This window comes from Sporichthya brevicatena, from assembly GCF_039525035.1.
Taxonomy (GTDB): Bacteria; Actinomycetota; Actinomycetes; order Sporichthyales; family Sporichthyaceae; genus Sporichthya; species Sporichthya brevicatena.
Map to the genome: position 1 here is coordinate 26,943 of NZ_BAAAHE010000042.1, position 17,387 is coordinate 44,329.

Sequence of the window (17,387 nt, forward strand, 5' to 3'; positions counted from 1 at the left end):
CCGCCGGGACCCCGGCGTCGACGGCGCCGAGGCCGGCGCCGTCCCCCGCGCCCGCCGCGACCACCCCGGTCCCGGTGACGCCGGAGGGCCCGCGGAGGGCCTCGACGATGTCCTGGTCCGACGCGCGACTCCCGCACGCGGCGGTGCTCGCCAGCACCGCGGCCGCCAGCACGACGGTGATCGATCTCCGCATGGTGATCCGTCCTAAAGACATGGGCGCTGTGTGGTCCTCAGACTTGGCGATGGGTGGGTTTGTCCGACATGGGCGGCCGAACGAACTTCCGCCGGGGCGAGTTGGCGGGCCGAACAAGTGGTCGCCCCGGACCGACCCCGTGGGTCAGCTCCGGAGCGTCACCGGCCGCGTCTCCCAACCACGGGCCACGATGTTCGCGACCTTGCGAACCGGCGGGGTCGACCCGTGGGTGATGTTCGGGAAACGCTCGAGCAACGTGGTCAGGCCGACCTGGGCCTCCATGCGCGCGAGCGGGGCGCCCACGCAGCGGTGGATGCCGTGGCTGAACGCCAGGTGCCGCTTGTTCCGACGGTCGATGTCGAAGATCGACGGGTCCGGGTCGTCGAAGAACCGGGGGTCACGGTTCGCGGCGGCGGTCAGGTGGAAGACCGGGGTGTTCGCCTTGATCTCCCGGCCGAGCAGCTCGTGATCGCGCGTCACCCGCTTGAAGTCGAAGTGGAACGACGGGTCGAACCGCAGCACCTCCTCCACGAACTCCGGCATCAGGCCCGGGTTCGCCACCAGCCGCCGCTGCAGCTCCGGGCGGTCGACGAGGATGCTGATCGCGTTCCCGAGCAGGTTCCGCGTCGTGTCGTTGCCGGCGCCGAGGAGGAGGACCGCCTGGGCGATCGCGACCGCCGGCTCCAGCGGCTGCCCGTCCTCCACGTCCGTCGTCATGATCAGCGAGATCAGGTCGTCCTGCGGGTTACGGAGCCGCTCGAGCCCGATCTCGGTGAGGTAGTCGGACAGCTGCATGCTCGCTCCGATGGCCTCGGCGCGCGCCGGGCCCTGGACGGACGGGTCGGTCGCGAGCACCAGCGCGTCGGTCCACTCGCGGAACATCTCGAAGTCGCTCGCCGGCACGCCGAGGATCGTCGCGATCACCTCGATCGGGATCTTGGCGGCGAGCTTCTCCATGAAGTCGACCTCGTCGCCGGAGCGGTACTCGGCGAGCAGGTCGTGGGCGATGCGCTCGGTGGTGGCCCGGTACTTCGCGACCGCCTTCGGCGTGAAGGCGTGCCGGAAGACGCGCCGGATCTGCGTGTGCCGCGGCGGGTCGAGGAACAGGATCCAGCTGTCGGTCATCTCGCCGAAGCGCTGCTGGACCGGGTCGGAGTCGTCGCGGGCGGTCGCCCCCGTCATCTGCCCCATCTCGTTGGAGTAGAGCTCCGGGTCCTCGTCCATCCGCCGGATGTCCGCGTAGCGCGTCGCCACCCAACCGCGCAGCTCCGCGCACCAGTGGAAACCGTCGCCGAGCTCCCGCAGCTCCTCGTACAGGGGGAACGGGTCCTGCAGGCCACCGAGAACGATCTGCGTGAGGATCGCGGTGCCGGTCTCGACGTGGAGAGTGCTGGTCACGGGGGCTCGCCTTCTGTGCTGCCTTCTGTGCTGTCTGCTGTGCTGGTCTGTCGTGCCGGCCGCCCTGGTGTGCGGTTCGTGCTCCGTCACCGTCCCAGCGGGCCGACGAACCGGTCATTGGGCAGCCGCCCAAGGTCTCGGGTCGCGCCTTCGCCGTCCCGGACAAGGCCCCGGAACCCCCGCGCAAGTTTCTTGCGCGTGCCCCGGGCGGTCCGGCCGGCGCCGTTGTCCCGTCCCGGGGGCCGCGGCTGTCCTGCTCGCACCGACCCGCCCCGCGAGCTGGAGCCACCGATGACCGACACCGGCCCACGCATCACCCTGGACGACAAGTACGTCGCCACCTCCGGGCGCGTCCTGATCTCGGGCGTGCAGGCCCTGGTCCGGCTGATGCTCGACCAGCGCCGCTTCGACGCCCGGCACGGGCTGGACACCCGGGTGTTCGTCAGCGGGTACCCCGGCTCCCCGCTGGGTGGGTTGGACACCGCGCTGGGGGCGGCGCAGCGGCTGCTCGAGCCGGCCGGCGTCGTGTTCACGCCCGGGCTGAACGAGGAGCTCGCCGCCACCGCCGTCGCCGGGACGCAGCTGCTCGACCTCGTCCCCGGGCGCCGGCACCCGGGCGTGGTCGGGTTCTGGTACGGCAAGAATCCCGGCCTGGACCGCGCGGCCGACGCGATCCGGCACGGCAACGTCGCCGGCACCGCGCCGCTCGGCGGGGCCGTGGCGATCATCGGCGACGACCCGGCCGCCAAGTCCTCGACGGTGCCGAGCTCGTGCGAGCCGATGGCGGCGAGCCTGGGACTGCCGGTGTTCGCGCCGGGGTCGGTGGCCGAGGTCGTCGAGTACGGCCTGCACGCGGTCGCGCTCTCCCGCGCCTCCGGGCTCTGGACCGGGTTGAAGATCGTCGCGGACGTCGCCGACGCCTCCGCCACGGTCGAGGTCGGCACCGCGCACCTCGACCTGCCGGTGCCGGACGCGAACGCCCGGCAGCGCCGCTTCACCCTGCTCGGGCCGGCCGCACTCGACGCCGAGCACGACCTGCTGACCCGGCGACTGGACGTCGCCCGCGAGTACGCGCGCACGTGCGGACTGAACCGGGTCGTGTTCTCCGCCCGCCGACCGCGTCTGGGCCTGCTCGCCGCGGGGACCTCGTTCGCCGTGGTGGAGCGCGCGCTCGCCGACCTCGGTCTGGACGAGGGCAGCCTCGACGCGCTCGGGATCCGCCTGATCCGCCTCGGCCTGCCGTTCCCGGTCGCCCCGGCCGACCTGCGCGAGCTCACGGCGGGCCTGGAGCAGGTACTCGTGGTCGAGGACAAGGTGCCGTTCCTGGAGGACCAGCTCAAGGCGGCGTTCCACCGCGTCCCCGACGCCCCGGTCGTCCTCGGTCGGACGGACGAACAGGGACGCCCGTTGCTGCCCGCGCGAGGCGCGGTGGGGGCCGACGACCTCGCGCGGGCCCTCGGCGGTCGGCTGGACCGCGAGCGTCTCCCCGCGGTCGCGACCGCCCACCTCGACCGGCTGACGGCGCGGCGCTCCCGCATCGACCTCCCGGTCGTGAGCAACCGCCGAACCCCGTACTTCTGCTCCGGCTGCCCGCACAGCACGTCGACGAAGGCCTCCGACGACACCCTCGTCGGCGTGGGCATCGGCTGCCACGTGATGGTCGCGCTGGACCCGGCCGGGCGCGGGCGGCAGGTCGGCATCACGCAGATGGGTGGCGAGGGCGCGCAGTGGGTCGGGCTCGCCCCGTTCACCGACGACCGCCACTTCGTCCAGAACCTCGGGGACGGGACGTTCCACCACTCGGGCTCGCTGGCGATCCGGGCCGCTGTGGCCGCCGGGGTCTCGATGACCTACAAGCTGCTCTACAACGACGCCGTCGCCATGACGGGGGGTCAGACCCCGCCGGGGCGGCTCGACGTCGCGACGTTGACGCACTCGCTCGCGGCCGAGGGTGTGGCGCGGATCGTCGTCACCACCGACGACGTCCGCCGCTACCGCCGGGTGCGGTTGCACCCCGTCGCCACGGTCCGGCCGCGCGAGGAGATCACGGCCGCGGAGGCCGAACTGGCGGCCGTCCCCGGCGTGACCGTGCTGATCCACGACGACCGGTGCGCCACCGAGGAACGCCGCCTGCGCAAGCGCGGGAAACTGCCGACGCCGGCGGAGAAGGTCGTTATCAACGAGCGCGCCTGCGAGGGGTGTGGCGACTGCGGCGAGAAGTCGACCTGCCTGTCGGTGCTCCCGGTACCGACCGAGTTCGGGCGCAAGACCCGGGTCCACCAGAGCTCCTGCAACACCGACCTGACGTGCACTCAGGGCGACTGCCCGTCGTTCCTGCTCGTCGAGCCCCGCGGCGACCGCCGCCGCACGGTGCCGGACCTGCCGCTGGCGTTGCCCGAGCCGATCGTCCGGGTCGGCGGGCCGCGCGGCGCGGACGACGTCCTGATCCGCATGCCCGGCATCGGCGGCACCGGCGTCGTGACGGTGTCGGCGATTCTCCAGATGGCCGCGCACCTCGACGGCCGCAACGCCGCCGGACTGGAGCAGGTCGGCCTCGCCCAGAAGGGCGGGCCGGTCGTCTCCGACGTCCGCATCTCGGCCAAGCCCGTGCGCGGGGCGCTGCGGGCGTCCCGCGGCAGCCTCGACGTCCTGCTCTGCCTCGACGTGCTCGGCGCCGCCGACGACGCCGTGCTCGCGACGGCGCGACCAGGTCACACCGTCGCGGTGATCAACACGGACGTGGTGCCGACCGCGGCGATGGTCACCGGCCGCGCGGCGCTGCCGACCCGGCCGACCGACGCGGTGGCGCGCATTCTCGCCGCGACCGACGGCGCCGCCGCGGTGTCGCTGGACGCCCAGCGGCTCGCGGAGGCCCTGTTCGGCGACCACATGCCCACGAACATGCTCCTGCTCGGGGCCGCGTACCAGCACGGGTGCCTGCCGGTCTCTGCCGAGGCGGTCGAGGAGGCGATCCGTCTCAACGGGGCCGCCGTGTCGACGACGCTCGCCGCCTTCCGGTGGGGCCGGGCCGCGGTCGTCGACGCCGAGCGCGTGGCCGCAGCCGCCGGCCTGGTCCCGTTCGCCCCGCTGCCCCCGGACGAGGCCCTGGCCCTGCGCATCGCCGATCTGACGGAATATCAGGACGAGCGGTACGCCCGCCGCTACGCCGCGGACGTCGCCGAGCTGCGGGCGGCCGCGACGGAGCGGGTCGGACCCGCGGAGGCCGTGCGGCTCGCGGACACCTACGCCCGGGGTCTGCACAAGCTGATGGCCTACAAGGACGAGTACGAGGTCGCGCGGCTCCACCTCGACGCGGCGGAGCGGGCGCGCGTCGCGGATGAGTTCGGGGCGGACGCGCGGGTCAGCGTCCTGCTCCACCCGCCGGCTCTGCGCGCACTGGGGATGAAGCGCAAGATCCGCCTCCGCCGGACGGCGCGCCCGGCGTTCCGCACGCTGTACGCCGCCCGCCGCCTGCGCGGGACGCGCCTCGACGTGTTCGGGTACGCGCAGGTGCGCCGGGTCGAGCGGGAGCTGATCGAGGAGTACCGCGCCGCGGCCCGTGCGGCGGTGGTCGCCCTGCGCCCGGAGCAGGTCGACGCGGTGCAGGCGCTGCTCGAGCTGCCGGCGGCGGTCACCGGCTACGAGGAGATCAAGCTCGCCCGGGTCGCGGAGTTCCGCGCCGCCTTGGCGGCGGGCCCGGTCGACGGGTGATCAGGTGCGGGTCCAGGAGCCCAGCACCATCAGCGTCCGCGTCCCGGTGACGGCGCCGGCCCGGCGAAGCCGACCGATGACCGTGTGCAGGTGGGACAGGTCCCGGGCGCGGATCTGCACGAGCGCGTCGAGCTCGCCGGCGATCGTGTGCACGGCCTGAACCTCCGGCACTCCGGACGCCGTGCGGACGATGTCCTCGACCGGCGTCCGCCCGGTGTAGCGGAGCTCGGCGAACGCCTCGACGGCCCAGCCGAGCCGGGCGTGGTCGACGAGCGCGGTGTAGCCGAGGATCACCCCCTCGGCCTGGAGCCGCTCGACCCGCCGCTGGACCGCCGCCACCGACATCCCGATCGTGCGGGCCATCTCGGTGTAGCTGCGGCGTCCGTCCTGACGGAGCAGCTCCACCAGGCGCAGGTCGGTCGCGTCCAGCGGCGGAGCGGGCGGACCGGTCGGGGGGCTGGTCGGGGGGCTGGTCGTCGAAGTCGCGGCGGGGTCGGACACGCGTCCGAGTGTGGGAACCCGAGCTCGCGCCATCCATGGCCAACGCGACCAAAGTTGCGGCCGTGCCGGTGACGGATCGGACAAGAGTGCCCACCCAACGAGTTCTCACATTTTCCCGAGCGAGTGTGTCGCGCGCCACTACTCGGGGTAAGCCCCGCGCGGGAGGTCGGTCGATTGAAGCGACGCACGATGGCCGCGGGGAGCGCCCTGGTGCTGACGTCGGCGCTGCTCGCAGGCTGCGGCGACGACTCCGACGAGCTGACCCTGAACCTCTACACCGCCGCCGACGGCGCCGAGCAGTACGCCGCGGCGGCCGTGGACTGCACGAATGCGGCGAACGGCCGGTACGTGATTCGCCATCACATGCTCCCGCGCCAGGCCGACGACCAGCGCCTGCAGCTCGCCCGCCGGATCGTGGGCGGTGACACCGCGCTGGACATCGTCGGCCTGGACGTCACCTGGACCGCGGAGTTCGCCGAGGCCGGGTGGGTCGAGCCGCTTCCCGACGAGGTCGCCGACCGGGTCCGCAACGGCACCCTCGAGGGCCCGCTGAAGACGGCCACCTGGGAGGACCGCCTCTACGCCGCGCCGCTGAACACGAACACACAGCTGCTCTGGTACCGCAAGGACCTGGTCCCGAACGGCGAACCGCCGGACACCTGGGACGAGCTGATCACGATCGCCGAAGACCTGGCGGACCAGCGCCGGCCCAGCTGGATCGAGGTCCAGGCCAACCAGTACGAGGGCATCACGGTCTGGTTCAACACGCTGCTCACCAGCGCCGGCGGCAAGATCGTCGACGACGACGGGGAGACCGTCACCCTCGACCAGGGCGACGCCGCCCGCCGGGCGCTCGAGATCATGGCCCGCGTCGGCCGGGCCAAGGGTGCGGACCCGTCGCTGTCCCAGCGCGACGAGGGGTCCGCCCGCCTCGCGATGGAGTCCGGCCGCGCCGTGTTCCAGGTGAACTACCCGTTCGTCCTGCCCGGCATCGCCGAGAACGGCGGCGGCGCGTTCCTCGACGACAACGGCAACCCGACGAACAGCGACACCGGCCGCCGCGTCCAGGACGAGTTCGCCTGGGCGCCCTTCCCCGGTATGGAGGAGGGCAAGCCCGCGACGGTGACGATCGGCGGGTTCAACCTGGCGGTGCCGACGACGAGCAAGCACCCGACGGAGGCGTTCGAGGCGATCGAGTGCCTGCGCAACCGGGAGAACCAGCTGCGCAACGCCGTCGAGGCCGGCGTTCCGCCCACGCTCGCCGAGCTCTACGACGACCCGGCGTTCCAGGAGGAGTACCCGGCCTGGGAGGCCATCAAGTCCTCGCTCGAGAACGCCGGGGTACGGCCGGCCTCCCCCGCCTACCAGTCGATCTCGATCGTGCTCTCGGCCGACCTCAGCCCGCCGAGCGGGATCGACCCCGACTCCGACGTCGAGAAGCTGACGTCCCGCGTGCGGGACGCGGTCAACTCCGAGGGGTTGGTGCCATGACCACGCTCGCGCCCGCGCCCCCGCCGGCCCCGCCGCCGACCGGCAAGCGCACCCTGACCGCGGAGAAGAAGGCCGAGCGCAAGCTGGCGTTCCTGCTCTGCGCGCCGGCCGTGCTCGTCATGGTCGCGGTCACGGCCTACCCGATCGGCTACGCGGTCTGGCTCTCCCTGCAGCGGTACGACCTGCGCTTCCCGAACGACCGGGAGTTCGTCGGCCTCGACAACTACACCGCGGTTCTGACGGACAATTACTGGTGGACGGCGCTCGCGGTGACCGTGGCGCTCACGGTGATCTCCGTGGCCATCGAGCTCGTGCTCGGGTTTGCGCTGGCGCTGCTGATGCACCGCACGATCGTCGCGCGCAACACCGTCCGGACCGTGCTGCTCATCCCGTACGGCATCGTCACCGTCGCCGGCGCGTTCAGCTGGTACTACGCGTGGACGCCGGGGACGGGTTATCTCGCGAACCTCCTGCCCGAGGGCGAGGCGCCGCTGACGGAGCAGATCCCCGCCCTCGGCATCGTCATCCTCGCCGAGGTCTGGAAGACGACGCCGTTCATGGCGCTGCTGCTGCTCGCCGGTCTCGCGCTCGTCCCCGACGACCTGCTGCGCGCCGCCCAGGTCGACGGCGCCGGCGCGTGGACCCGTCTGGTGCGCGTCATCATCCCGATGATGAAGCCGGCGATCCTCGTCGCGCTGCTGTTCCGCACGCTCGACGCGTTCCGCATCTTCGACAACATCTACGTCCTGACGCGGGGCAACAACGACACCGGGTCGGTCTCGATCCTCGGCTACGACAACCTGTTCAAGGCCTTCAACCTCGGCATCGGCTCGGCGATCAGTGTGCTGATCTTCCTCTGCGTCGCGCTCATCGCGTTCCTGTTCGTCAAGGGCTTCGGCACGGCCGCCCCCGGTACGGACTCGGAGGCGAAGCGCTGATGGCGACGATCGGAGGGACCGAGACCGTCTCGCGCAAGCTCGGCTGGTCGACGCTGAACCTGCTGGCGATCCTCTACGCCACCATCCCCGTGCTGTGGATCGCAAGCCTGTCGTTCAAGCCGGCCGCGTCCGTGACCGACGGCAACTTCGTCCCCCGTGAGTGGACCTTCGACAACTACGAGGCAATCTTCGAGACCGACGAGTTCACCCGGGCGCTGACGAACTCGATCGGCATCGCGCTGATCGCGACGGTGATCGCGGTGACGCTCGGGGCGATGGCGGCCTACGCGATCGCCCGGCTCGACTTCCCCGGCAAGAAGGTGCTCGTCGGGATCGCGCTGATGATCGCGATGTTCCCGCAGATCTCCCTCGTCAGCCCGATGTTCGACATCGAACGCAAACTCAACCTGTTCGACACCTGGCCCGGCCTGATCCTGCCGTACATCACGTTCTCGCTGCCGCTGGCGATCTACACCCTCGCCGCGTTCTTCCGCGAGATCCCGTGGGACCTGGAGAAGGCGGCGAAGATGGACGGCGCCAGCCCGTGGCAGGCGTTCACGCGGGTCATCGCCCCGCTCGGCGCGCCCGGGATGATGACGAGCGCGATGCTCGTCTTCATCTTCTGCTGGAACGAGTTCCTGTTCGCGATCTCCCTGACCGCGACCGACTCGTCCCGGACCGCGCCGGCCGCCATCGCGAACTTCACCGGCAGCTCGCAGTTCGAGGAGCCGACCGGCTCGATCGCCGCCGCCGCGGTGGTCATCACGATCCCGATCATCCTGTTCGTGCTGCTGTTCCAGCGCCGCATCGTCGCCGGGTTGACCTCCGGCGCGGTGAAGGGGTGACGCCGCGATGAACCCGGAGAGAGGAAGCCATGGCTGAGATCGTTCTCGACGGGGTGGGCAAGAAGTACCCCGACGGCGCCGTCGCCGTCTCCGACGTCAACCTGCAGATCGCGGACGGCGAGTTCATCATCCTCGTCGGCCCCTCGGGTTGCGGGAAGTCGACGACGCTGAACATGATCGCCGGCCTGGAGGACATCACCTCCGGCGAGCTGCGCATCGGCGGCGAGCGGGTCAACGAGAAGGGCCCGCGCGAGCGGGACATCGCGATGGTGTTCCAGTCCTACGCGCTGTACCCGCACATGACCGTTCGTCAGAACATGGCGTTCCCGTTGAAGATCGCGAAGGTCGACAAGGCCACGATCAACGCGAAGGTGGCCGAGGCCGCCGAGATCCTCGACCTGACCTCGCACCTCGACCGCCGCCCCGGCAACCTCTCCGGCGGTCAGCGGCAGCGGGTGGCGATGGGCCGCGCAATCGTCCGCAACCCGAAGGCGTTCCTGCTCGACGAACCGCTGTCGAACCTCGACGCCAAGCTCCGCGTCCAGATGCGCACCGAGGTCGCGCGACTGCAGCAGCGCCTGGGCACGACGACCGTGTACGTCACCCACGACCAGACCGAGGCGATGACGCTCGGCGACCGCGTCGTCGTGATGCGGGCCGGGGTCGTCCAGCAGGTCGGCCCGCCGCAGCACCTCTACGACCACCCGGACAACCTCTTCGTCGCCGGGTTCATCGGCTCGCCGGCGATGAACTTCATCCCGGCCGCGGTGGAGGACGGCACGCTGCGCACCCCGCTCGGTGACTTCGCCCTGCCCGCCCGGATCCGCGCCGCGCTCGACCGCGCCCCGGAGTCGCCGCGGGAGATCATCCTCGGCATCCGCCCCGAACACTTCGAGGACGTCGAGCTCGTCGACCCGCTGCAGCGGCACGACGGCGTCACGTACACCGGGGCCGTCGACGTCGTGGAGTCGACGGGGTCGGACAAGTACGCGTACTTCTCCCTCGCCGGCGTCCGCGCGATGACGAAGGAGCTGGAGGAACTCGCGGCCGACAGCGGCGCCGCCGAGGTCGCCGGCGCCGCGGACCGGCTGACGGCCCGCCTCTCCGCCGCCTCGAAGGTGACCAAGGGCGGGAACACCACCGTCTGGTTCGACCTCGCCCGGGCGCACGTGTTCGATCCCGGGACCGGGCGCAACCTCACCACTAATCTGACGGAGTGACGCGCGCCCGCTCCCTCGTCCTGCTTCCCGCCCTGCTTTCCGCCGTCCTGCTGCTCGGTGCCTGCTCCGACGACGGCGACGACGCCGCGCCGACCCCGGCGCCGACCGCGACGACCTCGGCCACGCCGAGCGCCTCGGCGAAGCCGTGCGTCGCGTTCGCCGGACCCCCGGACGGCTCGGCGCGCCGGCCGTACCTCAAGCGCGCACTGGCGATCGAGTGCCGCGAGGACGTGAAGCGGTTGCAGGCCGCCCTCGGGATCGAGGTCAACGGCTTCTTCGACTTCGAGACCGCTGCCGCCGTGATCGAGCGGCAGAAGCCGTTCCCGTGCATCACCGCCAACGACGGGCAGGTCGGCGAGCAGACCTGGGCGTTGATCGTCGACGGCACGCAGCCGTGCCCGGCGCGCACCGGCGGGCCGACGTCGGTGACCGTGCCCGCGTGGGCGACCTGCACGTCCGGCACCGTCGCGTGGGGACTGCTCGCGGAGGACGGGACCGTGCTGCGGCGCTGCGGCTCGACGCTGGAGCTCGTGCACGACGGCACCACGTCGGCCGGCCCGGTGCAGGAGATCGGGTCCTCGGTCTGCGCGGAGTTCGACGAGAGCTTCGACACCGCCGCCGGCACCCGCACCCTGCTGTGCGTCTCGGATCCCCGGACCGAGGACATCCTTCAGGCGAACCCCACGACCGACGACGCCGAAGCGGTCTGGTTCGACGACGTCGTCGCCCGCTACGTCCGGCCCTGAAGCTTTCTGATGTCACGTCAGGTCTGATGGCCGAGCCAGGCCAGAACGGCGAGGACTCGGCGGTGGTCCTCGGCCGAGTCGGCGAGGCCGAGCTTGGCGATGATGCTGCTGACGTGGGTCTCCACTGTCCGGTCGGTGAGCCAGAGCCGGCCGGCGATGCCCTTGTTGGTCCGGCCCTCCGCCATCAAAGCGAGCACCTCCCGCTCGCGCGGGGTGAGCGCGGCGAGGGGGTCGTCGCGACGGGCCGGACGGAGCAGGTGGGCCACGACCTCGGGGTCGAGCGCCGACCCGCCCGCGGCCACGCGGCGCAGCGCCTCGAGGAAGTCCTCGACGTCGAACACGCGGTCCTTGAGCAGGTATCCGAAGTAGCCGCCGGCGGCGAGCTCGACCGAATGGCGCGTCTCCAGGTGTTGGGACAGCAGGACGATGCCGAGGGTCTCGTGCGTGGCGCGCAGGGTCCGCGCGGCGCGGGCCCCGTCGTCGGTGCGGTCCGGCGGCATCCGGATGTCGACGATGGCGAGGTCCGGTTCCAACTCCTCGACGGTGGCGAGCAGCGCGGTCGCGTCGGCCGCCTTGCCGACGACCTCGTGCCCGGCGTCGACGAGCAGACTCGCGAGCCCCTCCCGGAACAGCGCCGAGTCCTCCCCGATCACGATGCGCACGGCAGCACCGCCTCGATGACCGTGCCGCGGCCGACCGGACTCTCGACCGTGAGCGTGCCCCCGAGCGCCGCGACCCGGTCGGCCAGCGGCGACCGGCCGGAGAGGACGGCACCGCCGCGGCCGTCGTCGGTGATCCGGATCGACACGCACTCCGCGGTGCGCGTGACCCGCAGGGCGATCCGGTCCGCCCCCGCATGCTTGACCACGTTCGCGATCGCCTCGCTCACCAGGTAGTAGGCCGTCGTCGCGATCTCGTCGGGCAGGCGGTCGGCGTCGAACTCGAGCTCGACGGTGACCGGGACGCGGCGGATCAGGTCGGCGAGCGCGGCGTCGAGCCCGTCGTCGAGACGGCCGGGGCGCAGGCCGTAGGCGATCGCGCGCAGCTCGGCGAGCGCGGTGCCGAGTTCGGCGACGGCCGCGTCGAGCAGGCCGTCGACGTCGACGGTGCCGTCCCCGAGGTGACGCTGCGCCAGCCGCAGACTCATGCCGAGCGACGCCAACCGCTGCTGGGCGCCGTCATGCAGGTCGCGTTCGAGCCGGCGCCGCTCCTCGAACCCGGCGACCAGCAGCCGCGCCCGGCTCGACTCCGCCTCGCGCAGGGCCTGCGCCACCTCCAGTCGCAGCCGCACCACCTCCACGAGAGTGGCGGCGCCGGCTGCCACCTGACGCAGCAACTCGGGACGACCGGTTCCCACGAGGACGCCGATCTCCCGGCCGTCGAGCTCGACCCGCACCCCGCCGGTCGCGGCCACCGGCTCTCCCGCCGCGTCGACGTAGCCGGCGGCGCCGGGGACTCGGTAGCCGACGCGCAGGGTGGGGTCGCGAAGCGCATCGCGCAGCACCGCTTCGAGCGCCTCGGGGGAGGCGGTGCCGGCGCCGGCGTCCCGCGCGAGCGCCGCCACGGCGGTGAGGGCGGAGCGCCGCCGCGGGTACAGCCGGGCGTCGACCGCGCGCTGCAGCCTGGTCCGCAGCGGGGTGAGGGCCACCGCGCACAGGGCGGCCGCGGCCGCGGCGGCACCGGCGGAGCCTCGGCCGAGCACCAGCCCGCCGACGAAGGCTCCCCCGGCGAAGATCCCGATCAGACTGGCCGTCACCAACGCGTAGGTGACGGCGCCGGCGAGCACCTTGTCGACGTCGTAGAGGTCGTGCCGCAGCATCGCGATCGCGGTGGTCACCGGGATCCCGACCAGCCCGGCGAGGGCGACACCGCTGCTGAACCACAGCGGCCGGCCCCAGAGCGCGATCTCCAGCAGGCAGAGCGCGGGATAGAGCGGGACGGCGAGGCCGGCGAGCGCGAGCCACCGGAGGCGCGCCCGGGTCACGTCGTCGCCGCGGCGGTACCGGCCGACCAGCGAGACCGCGCAGGCGAGCGCGAGCACGAGCTGGGTTCCGAAGAAGACGAAGCCGACGGCGGTCAGCCACTCGGGCAGCGGGTCCCAGGGCCGTTCGACGTCCGACATCGGCGGCCGGAACTTCGACGCCTCGAACGCCACGAATGTCTCGTCGACGACCGCGCACAGGACGAGCACCGCCGGCACCGCGCGCCACCGCGGACCGGGCACCCGGCCGTCCGGGAAGTGGAGCAGCAGCAGGGCGACCGCAACGAGGACCCAGATCGCACTCTGGTCCAGCACCGCGGCGAGCTCTGCGTAGTCGGTCTTGGACTCCGGCCACCGGTGGGCCAGCGCCTGCCAGAACGTCTCCTTGAGCACGACCAGCGCGACGGTGAGGCCGAGGAACGCCAGCAGCAGACCGACCCGCGCCACCTCGCGGCGCCGCGCGACGACGACGCCGAGCACCGCGGCCGGCGGCACGAGAACCGCACCGAAACCCAGGGCGACCCACGCGTCGGCGTTCCCCGCCGCCGCGGCCAGCGCGGTGGCGGCGAGCATCGCCACCCCGCAGAGCAGAGCCAGCACGGCCGCCATGCCGGAACTGTAGAGCCGCGCGAGCCCCGGTGGCTCCGTGCAGATACGGAGATCGAACGGGCGCCCGCCCCGATCCCCCGGACGCCGCGCGTCCCTAGCGTCGAGGCCGACGCACCGTCAGACGCACCCCGACAGCCCCACACCGACACCGTCGCTCCGCAGGAGGTCCGTGCCATGTCCACCGCTTCCCCGACCGTGCCGGCCCCGGCTCCGGTCCCCGCCCCGCCGGACCCGGTCCGTTCCCGGGTCGTCGCCGCCGTGCTCGCGCTCGGCGTGCTGACCTCCGCGACGATCGTGCTCTGGCAGCCGTGGGGCGAGCGCGACGACCTGTCCTACGAGACGCTCGCCGACCACCGGACCGGGGCGTGGCTCGGCGCGATCCTCGACGGCGTCGGCATGGCGGCCGTCGCGCTCGGCCTGGGCCTGGCGACCTGCCTCCTGGTCCGCGGCCACGGCCGGACAACCGCGACGGTGGGTGCGGTGCTCGCCGGGCTCGGCGCCATCCTCTTCGCCGGCGGCTCGACCGCCTTCGGGGTGCTCGCCTGGTACGCCACCGAGCCCGACGCGCTGCCGGCGGACCAGGGCGACACGTTGCTGACCTACGTCGACGACAACCTGGCGCAATTGATCGTGGTCTCCGGCGCGGGTTTCGCGCTCGTGACCCTCGGCTCGCTGACACTGATGTTCGCGCTGTGGCGTGCCCGGGCTGTCCCGACCTGGCTGCCGATCGTGTTCGCGGTACTCACCGTCGGCCTGTTCGTCACGACCGGCACGGTGATGAACGTCGTGCAGGCCGCGCAGACCCTGTGCCTCGCGGGCGTGGCCGCGGTGCTCAGTCAGGTCACACGGTCGCCGGGGCGCGGCTGAGGATCTCGACCGTCCCCTTGTTGCCGTCGACGCGGATCCGGTCGCCGGAGCGGAGGACCGCGGTCCCGTTGTCGGTGCCGATGACGCAGGGGATGCCGCACTCGCGCGCGACGACCGCGGCGTGGCTGAGCGGCCCGCCGATGTCGACGACCAGCGCCTCGGCGAGGAAGAGCACCGCGGCCCAGCTCGGATCGGTGGTCGGAGCGACGATGATGTCGCCGGGTTCGACGTCGACCTCGGTCGGGTCGAAGACCACGCGTGCCGTCCCTTCGACGACGCCGCCGCTGGCCCCGATGCCCGTGACCGCCACCCCGGTGGGGGCGGCCGGCGCGGGGCCGGTGGCCTCCGCGGCGGGCTCGCTGATCGGGATGCGCGTCGGCGTCCCGTCCCACGTGCGCGGGATGTCGGTGCGCAGCAGGTCCTCGCGGATCGCCCTGCGCTCGGCGGCGAGTTCCTTCGCGTTCGCGGGCAGGCCGGCGAGAAGCTCGTCGGCGGTGAAGTAGAAGACGTCGTCGACCTCGTTCAGCACGCCCTGCTCGACGAGCAGCGTGCCCATCCGCCGGGCAGCGGCGCGGCAGACGTCGAGGCAGCGGATCAGCGCCTCCTTCGCGACGCCGCGGAGCGGGATCCGCGCGACGGCGAGCTTGAGAATCTGCTTGGCCATCGGCCGCTTCCAGGCCGGCAGCTTCGCGAGCAGCGCCTTCTCGGCGGCCTCGCGCTCACGCGTGCGCTTCTCCGCCATCAGGTGCGGGTGCTCACTGTCGGGCCGCGCGGAGTACTGCTTGGCCAGACGCAGGACCGGCTCGGGGTCCTCGCGCCACATCTTGGAGATGAGCTGGCCCTCGCCGAGCCCGTGGTAGCCGTGCTTGTCGAGGAAGGCCTCGAGCGTCATCTTGTCGCGGCCGAGGTCCCAGAGGTCGGCGATGATCTCGGTCTCGGCGTGCGAGCCCTGACCCGCCATCAGCGCGTTGGCCTGCTCCTCACTGATCCCCGACTTCGCGATCAGGGCGAGCAGCTGGTCGTAGATCGACTGCACGCCGACGAACACGGCGCGCGCCTGGACCTTCGTCATCTCGATCTGCTTCTTGCGCGCGTCGTCGAGGGCGCGCTTGGTGGCCTCCAGGTCACGGGAGTCCATCGCGCGGATGTGCTCCTGCCACCAGGCCTGCGTGTGCGCGGTGTCGCGCAGCGCCTCCTTGCGGATCCCCGCGAAGGCCTTCGGCATCTTCACGGCGACGGCCGGCAGGCGCTTGCGCGTGTGGGGGATCGAGATCCCCGCCGGGACCTCGCCCAGCAACTGTTTGGCGATGGCGTCGGCACTCGTGCCCGGCAGCCGGTCGCCCATCTCGCAGAGGAAGTTCACGCTCAGCGCCCCGCGGCCGTGGAAGACCGTGACCGCGCTCGAGTCCGCCTCGCCGGTGAACACGACGCGCTCGGGCTCGAGGGCGCCGGTGCGCCGGAACGCGTCCTTCATGCCGACGTCGATGGCCGGACCCCACACCGACCAGCCGAAAGGCGTGACCACGCCCGGCATGGCCTCACCGACGTTCGCCGTGCTCCAGTACTGCCCGGGCGCGGACTCGGTGTGGTACAGGCTTCGTGCGTCCCTGGTCATGGGGCTCCCTTGCCGGGCGATGTCTTTACGGAAGCGGATCCGACCCATATTCTGCGACGCGGAGTCGCAATATTACAAGGGCGCCGCCAGTTGAGAGCCGCGCTGTCGACATCCCATCGACATCCCAACGTCGCGAGGTCGAAGTGAACATTCGCAATCAGTTGATCTGTGCCTGGAGCATCCCGCTGTTCATGGTGATGCTCGGCGTCGGCTTCGGCGGGCTCGCGGGCTTCATCCCGCCGACCCCGCCGAGCGACAACGCGCAAGAGGTCGCGGACTTCTACCGCGACCACACGCAGCTGATCCGGACCGGTGTCGTGCTCACCATGCTCGGCGGCGCCCTGCTGGTGCCGTGGGTGTCGGTGCTCGCGCACCAGCTGTCCCGGGTCGAGGGCCGGCCGGCCGTCTTCGCCCGGACGCAGATGCTCGCCGGCGCGATGATCGCGCTCATCATCGTCATCCCGTGCATGCTCTGGTCCGCCGCGGCCTACCGCGCCGAGCGCGACCCCGAGCTCGTGCTGCTGCTGTCCGACGTCGGCTGGTTCTTCTTCATCCTGGCGCTCTCGTGCCCGGTCGTGCAGATGTCGGCGATCGCGCTGGCGATCCTCCTGTCGCCGGAGAACCCCGTCTTCCCCCGCTGGGTCGGCTACGCCAATGCCTGGTTCGCGATCCTGCTGATGCCCGGCGCCCTCTGCACCTACTTCAAGGACGGCGTCTTCGCCTGGAACGGCCTCCTCGGCTGGTGGCTGACGATCCTGACGTTCTTCGCCTTCTGGACCGTCAACGGGATCATGCTCTTCAAGGCGATCCGCCAGGAGCAGGCCACCACCGCTCAGACCGACTCCGCCCCCGCGGCCGCCGCTGCCCCCGCCACCGCCTGAGTCGACGCCGAACCCCTCTTAACCCCTCTTACGTCAGCGGAAGCGGTCGCTATAGCGACCACTTCCGCTGACGTAAGGGCACTTCGGCGGCAGCGCGGTCACGGACCCCGCGCGTTCAGCGCAGGACTAGGGCGTGTCTCCCAACTGATCTGGGGTTATCGGTGCAGCGTTGAGCCATGACACGGACTGCGGTGTTCACCGATGAGCAGTGGGCTCGAATCGAGCCGTTGATGCCCGAGGCGGGACCGGCGGGTGGACGGCCGTATCGGGACCATCGTCAGGTGGTCGAGGGGATCGTTTTCCGTTACCGGGCAGGGATTCCCTGGCGTGATCTGCCCGCGTGCTTCGGGCCGTGGCAGACGGTGTGGAAGCGGCACCGGCGCTTCAGCGC

Annotated in this window: 14 protein-coding genes and 1 pseudogene; 9 read left to right on the forward strand and 6 right to left on the reverse strand. The window is 72.0% G+C overall.

Translation table 11 applies throughout. The features are described 5' to 3' along the window. Window positions 1-193 (reverse strand): annotated as a pseudogene (locus tag ABD401_RS19855) (ABC transporter substrate-binding protein); the annotation flags it as partial. A gap of 144 nt (window positions 194-337) precedes the next feature. After that, entirely contained in the window at window positions 338-1,591 is a 1,254-nt protein-coding gene (locus ABD401_RS19860; RefSeq protein ID WP_344607977.1) for a cytochrome P450, read from the reverse strand. A gap of 291 nt (window positions 1,592-1,882) precedes the next feature. Between ABD401_RS19860 and ABD401_RS19865 the strand changes: the two genes are divergently transcribed. Continuing rightward, window positions 1,883-5,302 carry an indolepyruvate ferredoxin oxidoreductase family protein gene (locus ABD401_RS19865; protein ID WP_344607979.1) on the forward strand — a complete coding sequence of 1,140 codons (3,420 nt, stop codon included), beginning with the start codon at window positions 1,883-1,885 and terminating at the stop codon, window positions 5,300-5,302. On the opposite strand, the gene ABD401_RS19870 is transcribed toward ABD401_RS19865, so the two are convergent. Next, window positions 5,303-5,803 carry an Lrp/AsnC family transcriptional regulator gene (locus tag ABD401_RS19870; protein WP_019874264.1) on the reverse strand — a complete coding sequence of 167 codons (501 nt, stop codon included), beginning with the start codon at window positions 5,801-5,803 and terminating at the stop codon, window positions 5,303-5,305. Window positions 5,804-5,992: 189 nt separating this feature from the next. On the opposite strand from ABD401_RS19870, the gene ABD401_RS19875 reads away from it, so the two are divergent. From ABD401_RS19875 to ABD401_RS19895, 5 genes are read left to right on the forward strand one after another with little or no spacing between them, the layout of a single operon-like run. Beyond that, window positions 5,993-7,294 carry an ABC transporter substrate-binding protein gene (locus ABD401_RS19875; RefSeq protein ID WP_344608002.1) on the forward strand — a complete coding sequence of 434 codons (1,302 nt, stop codon included), beginning with the start codon at window positions 5,993-5,995 and terminating at the stop codon, window positions 7,292-7,294. Then, entirely contained in the window at window positions 7,291-8,232 is a 942-nt protein-coding gene (locus tag ABD401_RS19880; RefSeq protein ID WP_344607981.1) for a carbohydrate ABC transporter permease, read from the forward strand. The genes ABD401_RS19875 and ABD401_RS19880 overlap by 4 nt, the downstream gene beginning before the upstream one ends. Further along, the gene (locus ABD401_RS19885; protein ID WP_344607983.1) at window positions 8,232-9,077 is read left to right on the forward strand and encodes a carbohydrate ABC transporter permease; all 846 of its coding nucleotides are present in this window, start codon (window positions 8,232-8,234) and stop codon (window positions 9,075-9,077) included. Before ABD401_RS19880 ends, ABD401_RS19885 begins: the two co-directional genes overlap by 1 nt. A gap of 29 nt (window positions 9,078-9,106) precedes the next feature. Beyond that, the gene (locus ABD401_RS19890) at window positions 9,107-10,297 is read left to right on the forward strand and encodes an ABC transporter ATP-binding protein (protein ID WP_344607985.1); all 1,191 of its coding nucleotides are present in this window, start codon (window positions 9,107-9,109) and stop codon (window positions 10,295-10,297) included. Then, the gene (locus ABD401_RS19895) at window positions 10,294-11,043 is read left to right on the forward strand and encodes a peptidoglycan-binding domain-containing protein (RefSeq protein ID WP_344607987.1); all 750 of its coding nucleotides are present in this window, start codon (window positions 10,294-10,296) and stop codon (window positions 11,041-11,043) included. The genes ABD401_RS19890 and ABD401_RS19895 overlap by 4 nt, the downstream gene beginning before the upstream one ends. A 17-nt stretch (window positions 11,044-11,060) precedes the next feature. On the opposite strand, the gene ABD401_RS19900 is transcribed toward ABD401_RS19895, so the two are convergent. Together ABD401_RS19900 and ABD401_RS19905 are read right to left on the reverse strand one after the other, a co-directional pair. Then, entirely contained in the window at window positions 11,061-11,705 is a 645-nt protein-coding gene (locus ABD401_RS19900) for a response regulator (protein ID WP_344607989.1), read from the reverse strand. Continuing rightward, window positions 11,693-13,633, reverse strand: a complete 1,941-nt coding sequence (locus ABD401_RS19905; RefSeq protein ID WP_344607991.1) for a sensor histidine kinase — start codon at window positions 13,631-13,633, stop codon at window positions 11,693-11,695. The genes ABD401_RS19900 and ABD401_RS19905 overlap by 13 nt, the downstream gene beginning before the upstream one ends. A gap of 174 nt (window positions 13,634-13,807) precedes the next feature. On the opposite strand from ABD401_RS19905, the gene ABD401_RS19910 reads away from it, so the two are divergent. Continuing rightward, window positions 13,808-14,500, forward strand: coding sequence for a hypothetical protein (locus tag ABD401_RS19910; RefSeq protein WP_344607993.1), 693 nt, complete (start codon window positions 13,808-13,810; stop codon window positions 14,498-14,500). Here ABD401_RS19910 and ABD401_RS19915 read toward each other — a convergent pair. Then, window positions 14,475-16,115 (reverse strand): PEP-utilizing enzyme, encoded by a 1,641-nt coding sequence (locus ABD401_RS19915; RefSeq protein ID WP_344607995.1) that lies wholly within the window; start codon window positions 16,113-16,115, stop codon window positions 14,475-14,477. The genes ABD401_RS19910 and ABD401_RS19915 overlap by 26 nt on opposite strands. Window positions 16,116-16,258: 143 nt before the next feature. Between ABD401_RS19915 and ABD401_RS19920 the strand changes: the two genes are divergently transcribed. Next, window positions 16,259-16,996, forward strand: a complete 738-nt coding sequence (locus ABD401_RS19920) for a hypothetical protein (protein ID WP_344607997.1) — start codon at window positions 16,259-16,261, stop codon at window positions 16,994-16,996. 176 nt (window positions 16,997-17,172) lie between these two features. Beyond that, on the forward strand, window positions 17,173-17,387 hold a 215-nt coding region (locus ABD401_RS19925; RefSeq protein ID WP_344607999.1), incomplete at its 3' end, for a transposase.